Raw genomic sequence first — 14,148 nt, forward strand, 5'->3', positions numbered from 1 at the left:
GATGAAGAGACTCCTTGCGCTGGCAGGCGCCGCAGCCCTGGTGCTGCAGGCATTCGCGCAGCAACGCCCCGCCGAAGACGCGCCCGCCACCCCGCCCGTGCCGAGCGCGATGGACGGCGAGCTGTTCTACCAGGTGCTCCTGGGCGAACTGAACGCACGCGGGGCCGAACCCGGCGCGGGCTTTGCGCTGATCCTCGACGCGGCGCGCAAGACGGGCGACGAGTCGCTGTACCAGCGGGCGGTGGACATCGCCTTCCAGTCCCGCTCCGGCGACGCCGCGCTGCAGGCCGCGCGCGCATGGAAGCAGGCCAAGCCGCAATCGCGCGAGGCCAACCGCTACGTGCTGCAGATCCTGCTGGCGCTCAACCGCCTGCAGGACACGGTGGAGCCGCTGCGCACGGAGATCGCGCTGGCCGAAGCCAAGGACCGGGCAAGCGTCATCAATTCGATCCCGCGCCTGTATTCGCGGGTGGGCGACAAGAAGGCCGCGGCCAACCTCGTCGAACAGGTTCTCGCCGAGCCGCTGTCGAATGCGACGCTCGGGCCGGCGGCGTGGACCACCGTGGGCCGAATGCGGCTTGCGGCGGGCGACACGACCGGCGCGCTGGAGGCTGCGCGCCGCGGCCAGGCGCTCAACGCGCGCGCCGAAGGCCCGGCGCTGCTCGCGCTGGAAATGGTTGACCCGAAGACGCCGCAGGCGGAGCCCATCGTCAAGCGCTACCTCGAAGGCAAGCCGCAAGCCGAGATCCGCATGGGTTATGCGCGCGTGCTGCTCGATGCGCAGCGCTACCCGGAGGCGTTGCAGCAGCTGCGCGCGATCACGGCCGAAAAGCCCGAGATGGCCGAGGCGTGGCTGGTGCAAGGCACGCTGCTCGTGCAGGACAACCAGTTGCCCGCCGCCGAAGCGGCACTCAAGAAGTACGTCGAGCTGTCCGGCGGCATCCGCGGCGAGGAGCGCAACCGCGGGCTCGCGCAGGCGTACCTCTCGCTCGCGCAGATCGCCGAGAAGCGCAAGGAGTACGCGCTCGCGACCGCGTGGCTGGACAAGATCGAGAGCTCGCAGGACCTCGTGGCCGCGCAGAACCGCCGCGCTTCGATCCTCGCGCGCCAGGGCAGGATGGACGAGGCGCGCCGCCTCATCCGCAACCTGCCCGAGCGCAACCCGGGCGACGCGCGCGCCAAGCTCACGGCCGAGGTCGCGCTGCTGCGCGACGCGAAGATGTACAAGGCCGCGCACGACCTGATCGCCGGTGCCGTCGCCAAGGACCCGAAGGACGTGGACCTGGTGTACGACCAGGCCATGATGGCCGAGAAGCTGGGCGACATGGGCGGCATGGAAAAGCTGCTGCGGCAGGTGATCGCGGCCAAGCCGGACTACCACCACGCGTACAACGCGCTCGGCTATTCGTTCGCGGACCGCAACGTGCGCCTGCCCGAGGCCAAGCAGCTCGTGCAGAAGGCGCTGGAGTTCGCGCCCGGCGACCCCTTCATCACCGACAGCCTCGCGTGGGTCGAGTTCCGCATGGGCAACAAGGCCGAGGCGGTGCGGCTGCTCGACGAGGCGTACAAGCAGCGGCCCGACGCCGAGATCGCCGCGCACCTGGGCGAGGTGCTGTGGAGCATGGGCCAGCGCGACCGCGCGCTGGCGATCTGGCGCGAAGCCGTTCTCTCGAATCCGGAGAACGAAGTGCTCCAGGAGACGCTCAAGCGGCTCAAAATCAAGCTGTGACCCAGCTCCCCCGAATCGGCGCCGGCGTGGCGCTTGCCGGCGCGTTGCTCCTTGCGGGCTGCGCGCAACCTGCCTTGCGGCCCACCGATGCGGCCGCCCAGTTCTACCGCGGCCGGCTCGCGCTGCAGGTGGAGGGGCAGCAGTCGCAGTCCTTCTCCGCTTCGTTCGAGTTGCAGGGCAACGCGCGTGAAGGTGAGCTCTCGCTTTCCGCGCCCATCGGCGGCACGGTCGCCCAGCTGGCGTGGAACGACAAGTCGGCCACGTTGCGCCAAGGCGGCCAGACCCGCGAATTCCATTCCCTCGACGAGCTCGCGGCGCAGGCCACGGGCACGCCGCTACCGATCGCGGCGCTCTTCGACTGGCTGCGCGGCGTGAACACGCCCGCGCCCGGCTGGGAAGTGGACCTGTCGCAGCTGGCCGAGGGCCGCTTGCGCGCGCGGCGGAGCGACCCGCCGCCGGCGGCGGACCTGCGCGTGGCGCTGGAGCGTTGAGTGAAGGCGATCCACGACGTCCCCGCACCCGCCAAACTCAACCTCTTCCTGCACGTCACCGGGCGCAGGGGCGACGGCTACCACCTGCTGCAGTCGGCCTTCATGCTCATCGACTGGCACGACACGCTGCACTTCGAGAAGGTGGCCGGCGGCGCCGTCACGCGCGAGGACCTCACAACCCCCCTGCCCGCGGACGACCTCGTCGTGCGCGCAGCCCGTGCGCTGCAGGCGGCGACCGGGACCGCCCACGGCGCGCACATCGCGATCGAGAAGCGCCTGCCCGCGCAGGCCGGCATGGGCGGCGGCTCTTCGGACGCGGCGAGCACCCTGCTCGCGCTGAACCGGCTGTGGGACACGCGCCTCGCATTGCCGCAGCTCGAATCGATCGGCCTCGCGCTGGGCGCCGACGTGCCGTTTTTCCTGCGCGGCCGAAACGCCTGGGTCGAGGGCATCGGCGAGAAGATCACGCCCGTCACGCTGCCCACCGCACGCTTCCTGGTCGTGAAACCGGCGGCCGGCCTCGACACGAAAAGCATCTTCACCGACCCCGCCCTGAAACGCGACAGCGATACTGCTACAATTGCGGGCTTTGCTGCAGACCCCTACGCTTTCGGGCGGAACGACTTGCAGGCCGTGGCCGAAAGGCTGTGCCCGGATGTGGTGCAGGCCCTTGAATGGCTGGGTTCGCAAGGGCTGCGGGGCCGGATGACCGGCTCGGGCAGTGCGGTGTTTGCAAACCTGCCGGCGGGGCGGGCGGCCGAAAAACCGGTTCCACCCGGTTGGCAGGTACGGGAATGCGGCAATATGGCGGTTCACCCTTTGGCTGGGTGGGCGTAGCCAGCGACGATTCATCGGTGGGCGGCTGGGTTCCCAGCCATCAACCTGTGTAGGGGAGTCGCCAAGTTGGTTAAGGCACCGGATTTTGATTCCGGCATGCGAGGGTTCGAGTCCTTCCTCCCCTGCCAAAACGTTGTTAATTGATGGTAATTGTGGGACAGACCGAAGCGAAGCGCGCTCTGTCCCCAACTGACTAAGAGCCCATGCAGGCAGCCCCGCCCAGTCCCGATTTCATGGTGTTCACCGGCAACGCAAACCCTGCGTTGGCGGAAGAGATCGCCAGCCACCTCGGCATCTCGCTCGGGGCGGCCCATGTCGGGCGCTTCTCGGACGGCGAGGTCACGGTGGAGATCAACACCAACGTGCGCGCCCGCGACGTTTTCGTGGTGCAGTCCACCTGCGCGCCGACCAACGAGAACCTGATGGAGCTGCTGATCATGGTCGACGCGCTCAAGCGCGCCTCGGCCGAGCGGATCAGCGCCGTCATCCCCTATTTCGGCTATGCCCGGCAGGACCGCCGCCCGCGCTCCAGCCGCGTGCCGATCTCCGCGAAAGTGGTCGCCAACCTGCTGGAAACGGTGGGCGTCGCCCGCGTGCTCACGATGGACCTGCACGCCGACCAGATCCAGGGCTTCTTCGACATCCCAGTCGACAACATCTACGCCTCGCCCGTGCTGCTGGGCGACCTGCGCCAGAAGAACTACGAAGACCTCATCGTGGTCTCGCCGGACGTCGGCGGCGTGGTGCGCGCCCGCGCGCTGGCCAAGCAGCTGGGCACCGACCTCGCCATCATCGACAAGCGCCGCCCGAAGGCCAACGTCTCCGAGGTGATGCACGTCATCGGCGAGATCGAAGGCCGCAACTGCGTGATCATGGACGACATGATCGACACCGCCGGCACGCTGGTGAAGGCGGCCGAGGTGCTCAAGGAGCGCGGCGCCAAGCGCGTCTACGCCTATTGCACGCACCCCATCTTCTCGGGCCCCGCCATCGACCGCCTCGCCAAGGGCTCCGCCCTGGACGAAGTGGTGGTGACCAACACGATCCCGCTGTCGGACGCCGCGCGCGCCACCAGCAAGATCCGCCAGATCACCGTGGCGCCCCTCATCGCCGAAACCATCCAGCGCATCGCGCGGGGCGAGTCGGTGATGTCCCTGTTCTCGGAGCAGGTCAACCTGTTCTGAACGTAGCCGCCCCCGCAAGGGGGCATTTTGAAACCGGCAGCGCACTGGTCGCGGTGGCTGCCGAATTGGAGTCCGATATGAAATTCGTCGCTTTCGAGCGCAACAAGCAGGGCACGGGTGCGAGCCGCCGTCTCCGCAATTCCGGCAAGGCGCCCGGCATCGTCTACGGTGGCGAGGGCCAGCCCCAGCTCATCGAGCTCGACCACAACGCGCTGTGGCACGCCCTGAAGAAGGAAGTGTTCCACTCCTCCATCCTCGAGATGGAACTCGCCGGCAAGACCAGCAAGGTGCTGCTGCGCGACGTGCAATACCACCCGTACAAGCCGCAGGTCGTGCACATCGACTTCCAGCGCGTGGACGCCAACACCAAGCTGCACATGAAGGTGCCGCTGCACTACAAGAACGCCGAGGAGTCGCAGGCCGTCAAGCTGGAGCACTGCCTGGTCAACCCGGTGGTCAACGAGCTGGACATCTCCTGCCTGCCCGCCGACCTGCCCGAGTTCATCGAGGTGGACCTGTCCGGCCTGAAGAAGGGCATGTCGCTGCACCTGAACGACATCCAGCTCCCGAAGGGCGTGAAGGCCGTGACGCACGGCAAGCCGAACCCGGTGATCGTGTCGGTGGTGACGGCCGCTGCCGAAGAGTCCGCCGAAGCTGCCACCGCCGGTGCCGAAGGCGCCGCCGCTGCCGCGCCGGCCGCCGAGGCCAAGGCCGCTCCGGCTGCCAAGGGTGGCGCGAAGGACGCCAAGGCTGCCGCGCCCGCCAAGGACGCCAAGAAGAAGTAAACAGGTCACAGCGCGCGTGTGCGCCACGACCGTCAACGGCTCGCTTCGGCGGGCCGTTTTCATTTCTAATACTTTTCAATCATGAGCATCAAGCTGTTTGTCGGCCTCGGCAACCCCGGCCCCGAATACGAAGCCACGCGGCACAACGCGGGCTTCTGGTGGGTGGACGCGCTCGCGCGCGAGCTGAAGGTGTCGCTCTCGTACGAGAAGGGTTACCAGGCCCTGGTCGCGCGCACCACGGTGCACGGGCAGACGGTGTGGCTGCTGGAGCCGCAGACGTTCATGAACCTGTCGGGCCGCTCGGTGGGGGCGCTCGCGCGCTTCTACAAGATCCAGCCGCAGGAAGTCCTCGTCGTGCATGACGAGCTGGACGTGGTGCCCGGCCAGGCCAAGCTCAAGCTGGGCGGCAGCCACGCGGGGCACAACGGCCTGCGCGACATCCACGCGCAGATCGGGCCGGACTACTGGCGCCTGCGCATCGGCATCGGCCACCCGGGCGTGAAGGCCGAAGTGATCAACTGGGTGCTGAAGAAGCCGGCGCCCGAGCAGAGAACGCTGATCGAGGAGTGCATCGCGCGCACCTTGAAGGCGGTGCCCGCGCTGCTCGCGGGCGAGATGGACAAGGCGACGCTCATCGTGCACACGCACAAGCCGCCGCGTCCGAAACCCCCCAGACCACCCGAGACGGAAGAAAAACCCGAATGAACAAAACCATCTTCACCGCCCTGGCATTGCTGTCCGCCATCCCCCCCGCGCTCAACGCGCAACAGGTCTACCGATGTGGCAGTACGTACAGCCAGGCGCCCTGCGAGGGCGGGGCGGCGGTGAAGGTGGACGATGCTCGCAATGCGTCTGATGCGGCAGCGAGGGCCGCCGAGACGAAGCGGGAAGCGAAAGCCGCCGATGCGATGGAGAAGGCCCGGCTGAAAGAGGAAGCGAAGGCCGCGCCCGCGTCGGTGATGCAGCACACGAAGTCCGAGACGCTCACGGCGCCCACGCCGCGCGAAAAGGAGATCCAGCCGAGCTCGCACGCGAAGAAGAAGGGCAAGAAGCCCGACTACTTCACCGCTGTGGCTCCGAAGAAGCCTTCAGGCGCAGGTACTTCTGGAAAAGCGTCTCGCGGTTCTCGACAAAAGAAGGGTTGACCGGGATGCACGCGACCGGGCACACCTGCACGCACTGCGGTTCGTCGAAGTGGCCCACGCACTCGGTGCACTTGTTCGGGTCGATCTGGTAGATCTCCGGCCCGAGGAAGATGGCCTGGTTGGGGCACTCCGGCTCGCAGACGTCGCAGTTGATGCATTCGTCGGTGATCATCAGGGCCATGGCGCCCTGATTATCGCCTCCGTGTAAGCTCCGCCCCTGCCATGGGGCTTTTCCTTTTCAAGCGGTTCATCACGCTCATCGCGACGCTCGTCGCGACCTCGGTCGTGGTGTTCCTGGTGCTCGAGATCCTGCCCGGCAACGCGGCGCAGATCATCATGGGGCCGGATGCGCCGCCGGACGTGGTGGCCGCGCTCGCGCACAAGCTCGGCATCGACCGTCCGCCGCTGGAACGCTATTGGGACTGGATCACGGGGCTCATGGTCGGCAACCTGGGGCTGAGCTACGCGTACAGCACGCCGGTGGGCGAGCTGGTGCTGGAGCGGCTCACCGTCACGGTCCCGCTGGCGCTGCTGGCGATGACCTTCACGACCATCCTCGCGCTCACGGCCGGCATCTACGCGGCGGCGCGCCACAACAAGCTGGGCGACGTGGGGATCATGGGGCTCACGCAGGTGGGTATCGCGATCCCGAACTTCTGGTTCGCGATCCTGCTCATCCTGCTGTTCTCGGTGCATCTAAAGCTGTTTGCTGCCGGTGGCTTTCCGGGGTGGGATGAAGGCATCGTTGCCGGCATCCGCGCGCTGCTGCTGCCGGCGCTGTCGCTGGCGGTGGTGCAGTCGGCGATCCTGGCGCGGATCACGCGGTCGGCGGTGCTGGAGGTGGCGCGCGAGGACTTCGTGCGCACCGCGCGTGCCAAGGGCGTGTCGCGCCGCGGCACGTTGTGGGGCCACGTGCTGCGCAACGCGATGATCCCGGTGATCACGATCATGGGGCTGCAGTTCGCGGAGCTGCTGGCGGGCACGATCGTGGTCGAAAGCGTGTTCTACCTGCCGGGGCTCGGGCGGCTCATCTTCCAGTCGATCTCCAACCGCGACCTGATCGTGGTGCGCAACTGCGTGATGCTGCTCGCGGCGATGGTGGTGATCGTGAATTTCGTGGTCGATGTGCTGTACGCGGTGATCGACCCGCGCGTGAAGGCGAGCGACATTTGAAGCGCGCGCTCAAGCACCCCAGCTTCGTCATCGGCGCGGTGCTCACGCTCCTGCTGGCATTCGCCGCCGGCATCTCGTTCGTCTGGACGCCGCACAACCCCTACGACATCGACATGGCGCGCAAGCTCGCGCCGGCGGGCAACGGCTTCCTCTTCGGTGCGGATGCGTACGGGCGCGACGTGGCGTCGCTGCTGCTCGTTGGGGCGCGTGCATCGATCGTGGTGGGGATCATCGCGGTCAGCATCGGGCTCGTGATCGGCACCGCGCTCGGGCTGCTCGCATCGGCGCGGCGCGGGTGGATCGAAGAAGCCGTGATGCGAATCGCCGACTTCGGCATGGCCTTCCCCGCGATCCTCGTCGCGATCATGCTCACGGCCGTGTTCGGCCCCGGCATGGTCAACGCGATCATCGCCATCGGCATCTACAACATCCCGATCTTCGCGCGCATCACCCGGGCCTCGGCCAACGCGATCTGGGGCCGCGAGTTCGTGATGGCCGCGCGCGCCTGCGGCAAGGGGCCGTTCGCGATCACGATGGAACACGTGCTGCCGAACATCCTGTCGGTGCTGATCGTGCAGGCGACGATCCGGTTCGCGATCGCGATCCTCGCGGAGGCTGCGCTTTCCTACCTCGGGCTCGGCACGCAACCGCCGCAACCCTCCTGGGGCCGCATGCTGAGCGAAGCGCAGACGCTGATGTTCCAGGCGCCGATGCTCGCCGTGTACCCGGGTGTCGCCATCGCGCTCGCAGTGCTGGGCCTGAACCTGCTCGGCGACGGCCTGCGCGACATCTTCGACCCGCGCCTCGCGAGGAAACGCTGACGATGGCATTGCTAGAAGTCAACGACCTCTCGGTGCAACTGCAAACGCACCGCGGCCCCGCCTACGCGGTGCGCAACGTGAGCTTCACGCTCGAACGCGGCGACACACTGGGCCTCATCGGCGAATCGGGCTGCGGCAAGTCGATCACGGTGATGGCGCTCATGGGCCTGCTGCCGGAGAACGCGAAGGTGACCGGCAGCATCAGGTTCGACGGCGAGGAGCTCGTCGGGAAGAGCGACCGCGCGATGTGCGAGATCCGCGGCGACCGCATCGGCATGATCTTCCAGGAGCCGATGACCGCGCTGAACCCGGTGCACACCGTGGGCGACCAGGTGGCCGAGCCGCTGCGCCTGCACCGCGACATGTCGCGCGCGCAGGCGCGCGCCGAGGCCGTGCGCCTGCTGGACCGCGTGGGCATCCCGGACGCCGCGAAGCGCATCGACGCGTACCCGCACCAGTTCTCCGGCGGGCAGCGGCAGCGCATCACCATCGCGATGGCGCTCGCCTGCGGGCCCGACCTGCTGATCGCCGACGAGCCGACCACCGCGCTCGACGTCACGATCCAGCGCCAGATCCTCGACCTGATCCGCGAGCTCGTCGCCGAGCGCGGCATGGCGTTGATGCTGATTTCGCACGACCTCGGCGTGATCGCGCAGAACGTTCGGCGCATGCTCGTCATGTACGGCGGCAGCGTGGTCGAGAGCGGGCCTACGCAGTCCGTCTTCGCCAACCGCATGCACCCCTACACGCTGGGCTTGTTCTCCGCCCGGCCGGGGCTGCACACGGTCAAGGGCAAGCGGCTCACGACGATCCCGGGCACGGTGCCGGAGCTCGCGGACCTTCCGCCCGGCTGCCCGTTCGCGGGCCGCTGCCGCTTCGCCATCCCCGAGTGCCACACCACCGTGCCGCCGCCGTATGAAGTGGAGCCGGGGCACCATGCGCGCTGCATCCGGCTCGATGCGGTCGAGGCCGAGAAGAAGGGAACCGTCGCGGCATGACAGAACCGCTCGTTCGCGTCGAGAACCTCGTGCGCGAGTACACGCTGCCGCGCGAGAAGCTGCTCCAGCAGCCCGGCAAGGTGCACGCGCTCAACGGCGTGAGCTTCACCATCGAAGCCGGGCGCAGCCTCGGCGTGGTGGGTGAGTCCGGCTCAGGCAAGTCGACGCTCGCGCGGCTCGTGATGGCGCTGGACCGGCCCACTTCCGGCAAGGTCTTCCTGCTCGGGCGCGAGCTGCACGCGCTGCCGCGCGAGGAGCTGCGCCTCGCCCGCCGCGACTTCCAGATGGTCTTCCAGGACCCGTACGGTTCGCTCGACCCGCGCCAGACCGTGGAGCGCATCGTCACCGAGCCTTTGCAGGCGCAAGGCGGCATCGCGCGCGCCGAGATGCACAGGCGCGCCGCCGAGGTGCTGGACCAGGTGGGCCTGCGCGCCGCGGACCTGGGCAAGTACCCGCACGAATTCTCCGGCGGCCAGCGCCAGCGCATCGCGATCGCACGCGCGCTCATCACGAAGCCACGCCTGATCGTCGCCGACGAGCCCGTGAGCGCGCTGGACGTGTCCGTGCAGGCACAGGTGCTCAACCTGATGCAGGACCTGCAGGCCGAATTCGGCATCACGTACATGCTGATCAGCCACGACCTCGCCGTGGTCCACCACCTGTGCGACGACGTGGCGGTGCTCTGGCAGGGCCGCATCGTCGAACAGGGGCCGCCGCAGAAGCTGTTCACTTCGGCCGAGCACGAGTACACCCGTACCCTGCTGGCGGCCGTCCCCGACCCGGAGCCCGCTCCATAAGCAAATCCCTCTTGCGCGCGCCGCGCGCTGTCGGGGATGATGATTCCCTTCGTAAAAAGTCCCTCGGAGCCCAAAACATGATCAAGCGCCGCAGCGTGCTCACCTCCTCCGCCTCGCTTGCCGCCCTGGCCAGCCTGCCGGCCTTCGCGCAAAGCAAGAAAGACACGGTCGTGCTGGCCATGACGCTCGAGCCGAGCCCCGGCCTCGACCCCACGGGCGGGGCGGCCTCGTCCATCGCGGAAGTGACGCTGTACAACATCTACGAGACGCTCACCAAGATCAACCCCGACGGTTCCGTGTCGCCGCTGCTGGCCGAAAGCTGGGAGGTGTCGCCCGACCTGCGCACCTACACCTTCCGCCTGCGCAAGGGCGTCAAGTTCAGCAACGGCGAACCGTTCAACGCGCGCGCCGTCAAGTTCTCGTTCGACCGCGCCGGCGACGAGAAGAGCACGAACAAGGACAAGCGCACCTTCGCCAACATCTCCACGCAGGTGGTCGACGACAACACGGTGGTGCTGATCAACAAGGAGATCGACCCCGACTTCCTGTTCCTCGTCGGCCAGGCCACCGCGATCATCGTGGAGCCCAAGAGCGCCGCAACCAACGCGACGCAACCCACCGGCACGGGCCCGTACAAGCTCGAGAACTGGGTGAAGGGCTCGTCGATCGTGCTCGCCAAGCGCGACGACTACCGCAATGCGGCCAACGTCAAGATCCGTCGCGCGACCTTCCGCATCATCCCCGACCCCGCCGCGCAGATGACGGCCTTGCTCGCCGGCGACGTGGACGTGTTCCAGCGCGTCACGGCGCGCGGCATCGACCAGTTCAAGGGCAACCCGAAGTTCCAGGTGCTCACGAGCGGCTCGCGCGCCAAGACCATCCTGGCGCTGAACAACAAGAAGAAGCCGCTGGACGACGTGCGCGTACGCCGGGCGATCAACATGGCGCTGGACCGCAACGCCGTCATCAAGGGCGCCGCCGACGGTTTCGGCACGCCCATCGGCAGCTACTACCCGCCCAGCGCCCCGGGCTACGTGGACCTCACGAAGGTGAACGCCTACAACCCGGACCAGGCCCGCGCGCTGCTGAAGGAAGCCGGGGTCAACAACCTCGAACTCACCATCACGCTGCCGCCGCCGCCCTACGCACGCCAGGGCGGCGAGGTGATCGCTTCGATGCTGGACAAGGTCGGCATCAAGACGAAGCTGCAGAACGTCGAGTGGGCGCAGTGGCTGTCCAACGTGTACGGCAACAAGAACTACGACATGACGATCATCTCGCACGTCGAGCCGTTCGACCTGGGCAACTTCTCGCGGCCGGGCTACTACTGGAATTACGAGAACCCGAAGTTCAACGCGCTTTATGACAAATACAAGCAGACCGCGAACGCCGCCGAGCGCACGAAGATCCTCGGCGACATCCAGCGCCTCGTCGCCGACGACGCGGTGCACGGCTACCTCTACCAGCCGCAGTGGGTGACCATCGCCAACAAGAACGTGAAGGGGCTGTGGACCAACATGCCGATTTTCGTGAACGACATTTCCGTGATGCACTGGGCATGAGGGCGTGACGGCGTTGCACGAACTACCCGCGGCGGACCTCGTCGCGGGCTATCGCAAGGGCGCGCTGTCGCCGGTCGACGTGGCGCGCTCCGTGCTCGGCCACGTGGAGCGCTGGGAGCAGCACCTGCACGCCCTCTTCCTGCTGCGGCCCGAGCAGGTGCTCGCGCAGGCGCGCGACAGCGAGGCTCGCTGGCGCGCCGGCGAGCCGCTCGGCCCGCTCGATGGCGTGCCGGTGACCATCAAGGACAACATCGCGACCAGGGGTGACCCGACGCCACTGGGCACGGCCGCAACCGACCTCGCACCGGCGACGGCCGATGCGCCACCTGCCGCGCGCATGCGCGAGACCGGCGCCGTGTTCCTCGCCAAGACGACGATGCCCGACTACGGCATGCTGTCCTCGGGCCTCTCCAGCTACCACAAGCTCGCGCGCAACCCGTGGGACCTGACGAAGACCCCCGGCGGATCGAGTGCGGGTGCGGGCTCCGCCGCAGCCGCGGGCTACGGGCCGCTGCACATCGGCACCGACATCGGCGGCTCGCTGCGCCTTCCCGCTGGCTGGTGCGGCATCTTCACGCTCAAGCCCAGCCTCGGCCGCATCCCGATCGACCCGCCATACATGGGCCGAGCCGCGGGTCCGATGACGCGCACGGTCGCGGACTCCGCACTGATGATGCAGGTGCTGTCGCGCCCCGACGCGCGCGACAGCATGAGCCTGCCCTACCAGGAGATCGCGTGGTCGTCCGCCGACCGCGGCGCCGGCCGCCTCAAGGGACTGCGCATCGGCCTGCTGCTGGAGGCCGGCTGCGGCCTGCCTGTGGACCCGGAGGTGACGGCGGCGGTACAGGCGGCAGCCGTGGTGTTCGAGCGCGCCGGCGCGGTCGTCGCGCCGATGAAGCCGTTCATGACGCAGGCCATGCTGGACGGCATGGACCACTTCTGGCGCATGCGCTCGCACGTGGACATGCGCGGCATCGCGCCCGAAGCGAAGGCCCGCGTGCTGCCCTACATCCAGCGCTGGGCCGACAGCGCGGCGGAAATGAGTGGCGAAGCGGTGTTCCGCGCGTTCAGCCAGTTCCACAACACGCGCGTGGCGGCTGTGAACGCGTGCCGCGCGTTCGATTTCGTCATCTCTCCGGTGTCGCCGGTGCCGGCCTTCCCCGCGGATTACGCATCGCCCACCAACGACCCATTGCGGCCGCTGGAGCACATCGGGTTCACCGTGCCGTTCAACATGTCGGAGCAGCCCGCGGCGTCGATCAATTGCGGCTACACGAGCACGGGCCTGCCGATCGGCCTGCAGGTCGCCGGCCAGCGCTTCGACGACCTCGGCGTGCTGCAGGTCGCGCGCGCCTACGAGATCCTGCGCGGCGACCAGCGGCCCTGGCCGCAGCCGCCCTCGGAAGCTTTGCGCCAACTGGATTGATGGAAGACTGCCTCGGCAACATCATCACCCTGGAGCACGCGCAAAGCGTGGAGGCGGTGAACGACTTCGTCGAAGGCTTCATCGCGAGCGAAGCGCGCGCAGTCAACGTGCTGCAGGCCGCGGGTTCCGATGGCAGCCCCATCGTGCAGGCGTACTGCGCGGCGCTGCACATGTTCGCGGAGTCGCGCGACGCGCCCGCCAACGCCCGGCCTTTCATCGAGCGCGCGAAGGCTTCGCCCATCGAAGCCACGCCACGCGAACGACGCTTCGTCGCAGCCGTCGACGCATGGATCGCGGGCGACATGGCGCGCGCCATCGCGCTGCACGAGGAGCAGGCGCGCGAGTTCCCGCGCGACCTCGCCTCGCTCAAGCTCGGGCAGTACCACCTCTTCAACCGCGGCGATTCGCCCGGCATGCTGCGGCTCGCGCTCGCCGCGCGCGATGCGGCGTCGGACGTGCCATATTTCCACGGCATGCTCGCCTTCGGGCTGGAGCAATGCCACTTGCTCGCCGAGGCCGAAGCGGCGGCGCGGCAAGCCATCTCGATGCGCCGCAAGGAGCCGTGGGCGCACCATGCCGTGGCGCACGTGATGCTCACGCAAGGCCGCTTCGCCGAGGGCCACGCCTTCATGCAGGACGTGAGCCCCACGTGGACGGGCCTGAACTCCTTCATGGTCACGCACAACTGGTGGCACCAGGCGCTCTTCGCGCTCGAGCTGGGCCACGAGGACGAGGCGCTTTCGCTCTACGACCGCCGCGTGTGGGGCGAAGTCAAGGAATACAGCCAGGACCAGGTCAATGCCGTCTCGCTGCTCGCGCGCCTCGAACTTGCCGGGGCGGATGTGGGCGGCCGCTGGCAGGACGTCGGCAACTACCTCGCCGTGCGCACGCGCGACCACGTGCTGCCCTTCCTCGATGTGCAGTACCTGTATGGCCTCGCCCGTGCCGGGCGCGCCGAGGCCGACGTGCTGATGCGCAACATCGAAGTCCATGCCGCACAGTCGGACGATAAGGTGTGGCGCGAAGTGGGCCTGCCGGCGGGCCGTGGGCTGCTCGCGCACGCGCGCGGCGACTGGAGCACCGCGGCCGAGTGCCTGGCGCAGGCGCTGCCGAGGCTCGCGGAGATCGGCGGCAGCCATGCGCAGCGCGACCTTTTCGTGCGGGTGCACCGCGACGCGGTGCGGCGCCGCGGCGCCTGAC

The 14,148-nt window shown here is 68.2% G+C and carries 15 protein-coding genes and 1 tRNA gene; 14 read left to right on the forward strand and 2 right to left on the reverse strand.

The genetic code is table 11. The features are described from left to right. Position 1 precedes the first annotated feature (1 nt). From H8R02_RS01455 to pth, 7 genes are all read left to right on the forward strand, one after another. Positions 2-1,729 carry a tetratricopeptide repeat protein gene (locus H8R02_RS01455; RefSeq protein WP_187079564.1) on the forward strand — a complete coding sequence of 576 codons (1,728 nt, stop codon included), beginning with the start codon at positions 2-4 and terminating at the stop codon, positions 1,727-1,729. Further along, positions 1,726-2,220, forward strand: coding sequence for a lipoprotein insertase outer membrane protein LolB (locus H8R02_RS01460; RefSeq protein ID WP_187079565.1), 495 nt, complete (start codon positions 1,726-1,728; stop codon positions 2,218-2,220). Before H8R02_RS01455 ends, H8R02_RS01460 begins: the two co-directional genes overlap by 4 nt. Beyond that, positions 2,221-3,057, forward strand: a complete 837-nt coding sequence (gene ispE, locus H8R02_RS01465; protein WP_187079566.1) for a 4-(cytidine 5'-diphospho)-2-C-methyl-D-erythritol kinase — start codon at positions 2,221-2,223, stop codon at positions 3,055-3,057. A gap of 51 nt (positions 3,058-3,108) precedes the next feature. Next, positions 3,109-3,185 (forward strand) — tRNA-Gln (locus H8R02_RS01470). 75 nt (positions 3,186-3,260) lie between these two features. Beyond that, entirely contained in the window at positions 3,261-4,241 is a 981-nt protein-coding gene (locus H8R02_RS01475) for a ribose-phosphate pyrophosphokinase (RefSeq protein WP_187079567.1), read from the forward strand. Between the two features lie 77 nt (positions 4,242-4,318). Further along, a complete protein-coding gene (locus H8R02_RS01480) occupies positions 4,319-5,026 on the forward strand; it encodes a 50S ribosomal protein L25/general stress protein Ctc (RefSeq protein WP_187079568.1) in 708 nt (235 codons plus the stop codon). A gap of 81 nt (positions 5,027-5,107) precedes the next feature. Then, the gene (pth, locus tag H8R02_RS01485; protein ID WP_187079569.1) at positions 5,108-5,731 is read left to right on the forward strand and encodes an aminoacyl-tRNA hydrolase; all 624 of its coding nucleotides are present in this window, start codon (positions 5,108-5,110) and stop codon (positions 5,729-5,731) included. 67 nt (positions 5,732-5,798) lie between these two features. Here pth and H8R02_RS01490 read toward each other — a convergent pair whose 3' ends face one another. Together H8R02_RS01490 and H8R02_RS01495 are read right to left on the reverse strand one after the other, a co-directional pair. Continuing rightward, positions 5,799-6,074: a hypothetical protein gene (locus H8R02_RS01490; protein ID WP_187079570.1), complete on the reverse strand. Its 276-nt coding sequence runs from the start codon at positions 6,072-6,074 to the stop codon at positions 5,799-5,801. 14 nt (positions 6,075-6,088) lie between these two features. Then, positions 6,089-6,352, reverse strand: coding sequence for a YfhL family 4Fe-4S dicluster ferredoxin (locus H8R02_RS01495; protein WP_187079571.1), 264 nt, complete (start codon positions 6,350-6,352; stop codon positions 6,089-6,091). Positions 6,353-6,393: 41 nt separating this feature from the next. Here H8R02_RS01495 and H8R02_RS01500 point away from each other — a divergent pair, with 41 nt between their 5' ends. The 7 genes from H8R02_RS01500 (at position 6,394) to H8R02_RS01530 (ending at position 14,147) form a co-directional block, all read left to right on the forward strand. Beyond that, complete coding sequence (locus H8R02_RS01500; protein WP_187079572.1) at positions 6,394-7,344, forward strand: ABC transporter permease; 951 nt, start codon at positions 6,394-6,396, stop codon at positions 7,342-7,344. Continuing rightward, positions 7,341-8,165, forward strand: coding sequence for an ABC transporter permease (locus H8R02_RS01505; RefSeq protein ID WP_187079573.1), 825 nt, complete (start codon positions 7,341-7,343; stop codon positions 8,163-8,165). Before H8R02_RS01500 ends, H8R02_RS01505 begins: the two co-directional genes overlap by 4 nt. Positions 8,166-8,167: 2 nt before the next feature. Further along, positions 8,168-9,163, forward strand: a complete 996-nt coding sequence (locus H8R02_RS01510) for an ABC transporter ATP-binding protein (RefSeq protein ID WP_187079574.1) — start codon at positions 8,168-8,170, stop codon at positions 9,161-9,163. After that, positions 9,160-9,960: an ATP-binding cassette domain-containing protein gene (locus H8R02_RS01515; RefSeq protein ID WP_187079575.1), complete on the forward strand. Its 801-nt coding sequence runs from the start codon at positions 9,160-9,162 to the stop codon at positions 9,958-9,960. Before H8R02_RS01510 ends, H8R02_RS01515 begins: the two co-directional genes overlap by 4 nt. A gap of 77 nt (positions 9,961-10,037) precedes the next feature. Next, a complete protein-coding gene (locus H8R02_RS01520; protein ID WP_187079576.1) occupies positions 10,038-11,522 on the forward strand; it encodes an ABC transporter substrate-binding protein in 1,485 nt (494 codons plus the stop codon). Positions 11,523-11,526: 4 nt separating this feature from the next. Then, positions 11,527-12,948, forward strand: a complete 1,422-nt coding sequence (locus H8R02_RS01525; protein ID WP_187079577.1) for an amidase — start codon at positions 11,527-11,529, stop codon at positions 12,946-12,948. Then, on the forward strand, positions 12,948-14,147 hold the full coding sequence (locus H8R02_RS01530; RefSeq protein ID WP_255429120.1) for a tetratricopeptide repeat protein: 1,200 nt from the start codon (positions 12,948-12,950) through the stop codon (positions 14,145-14,147). The genes H8R02_RS01525 and H8R02_RS01530 overlap by 1 nt, the downstream gene beginning before the upstream one ends. Position 14,148: the final 1 nt, after the last annotated feature.

Origin of the sequence: Ramlibacter albus (genome assembly GCF_014297445.1) — a bacterium.
Classification (GTDB): Bacteria; Pseudomonadota; Gammaproteobacteria; order Burkholderiales; family Burkholderiaceae_C; genus Ramlibacter; species Ramlibacter albus.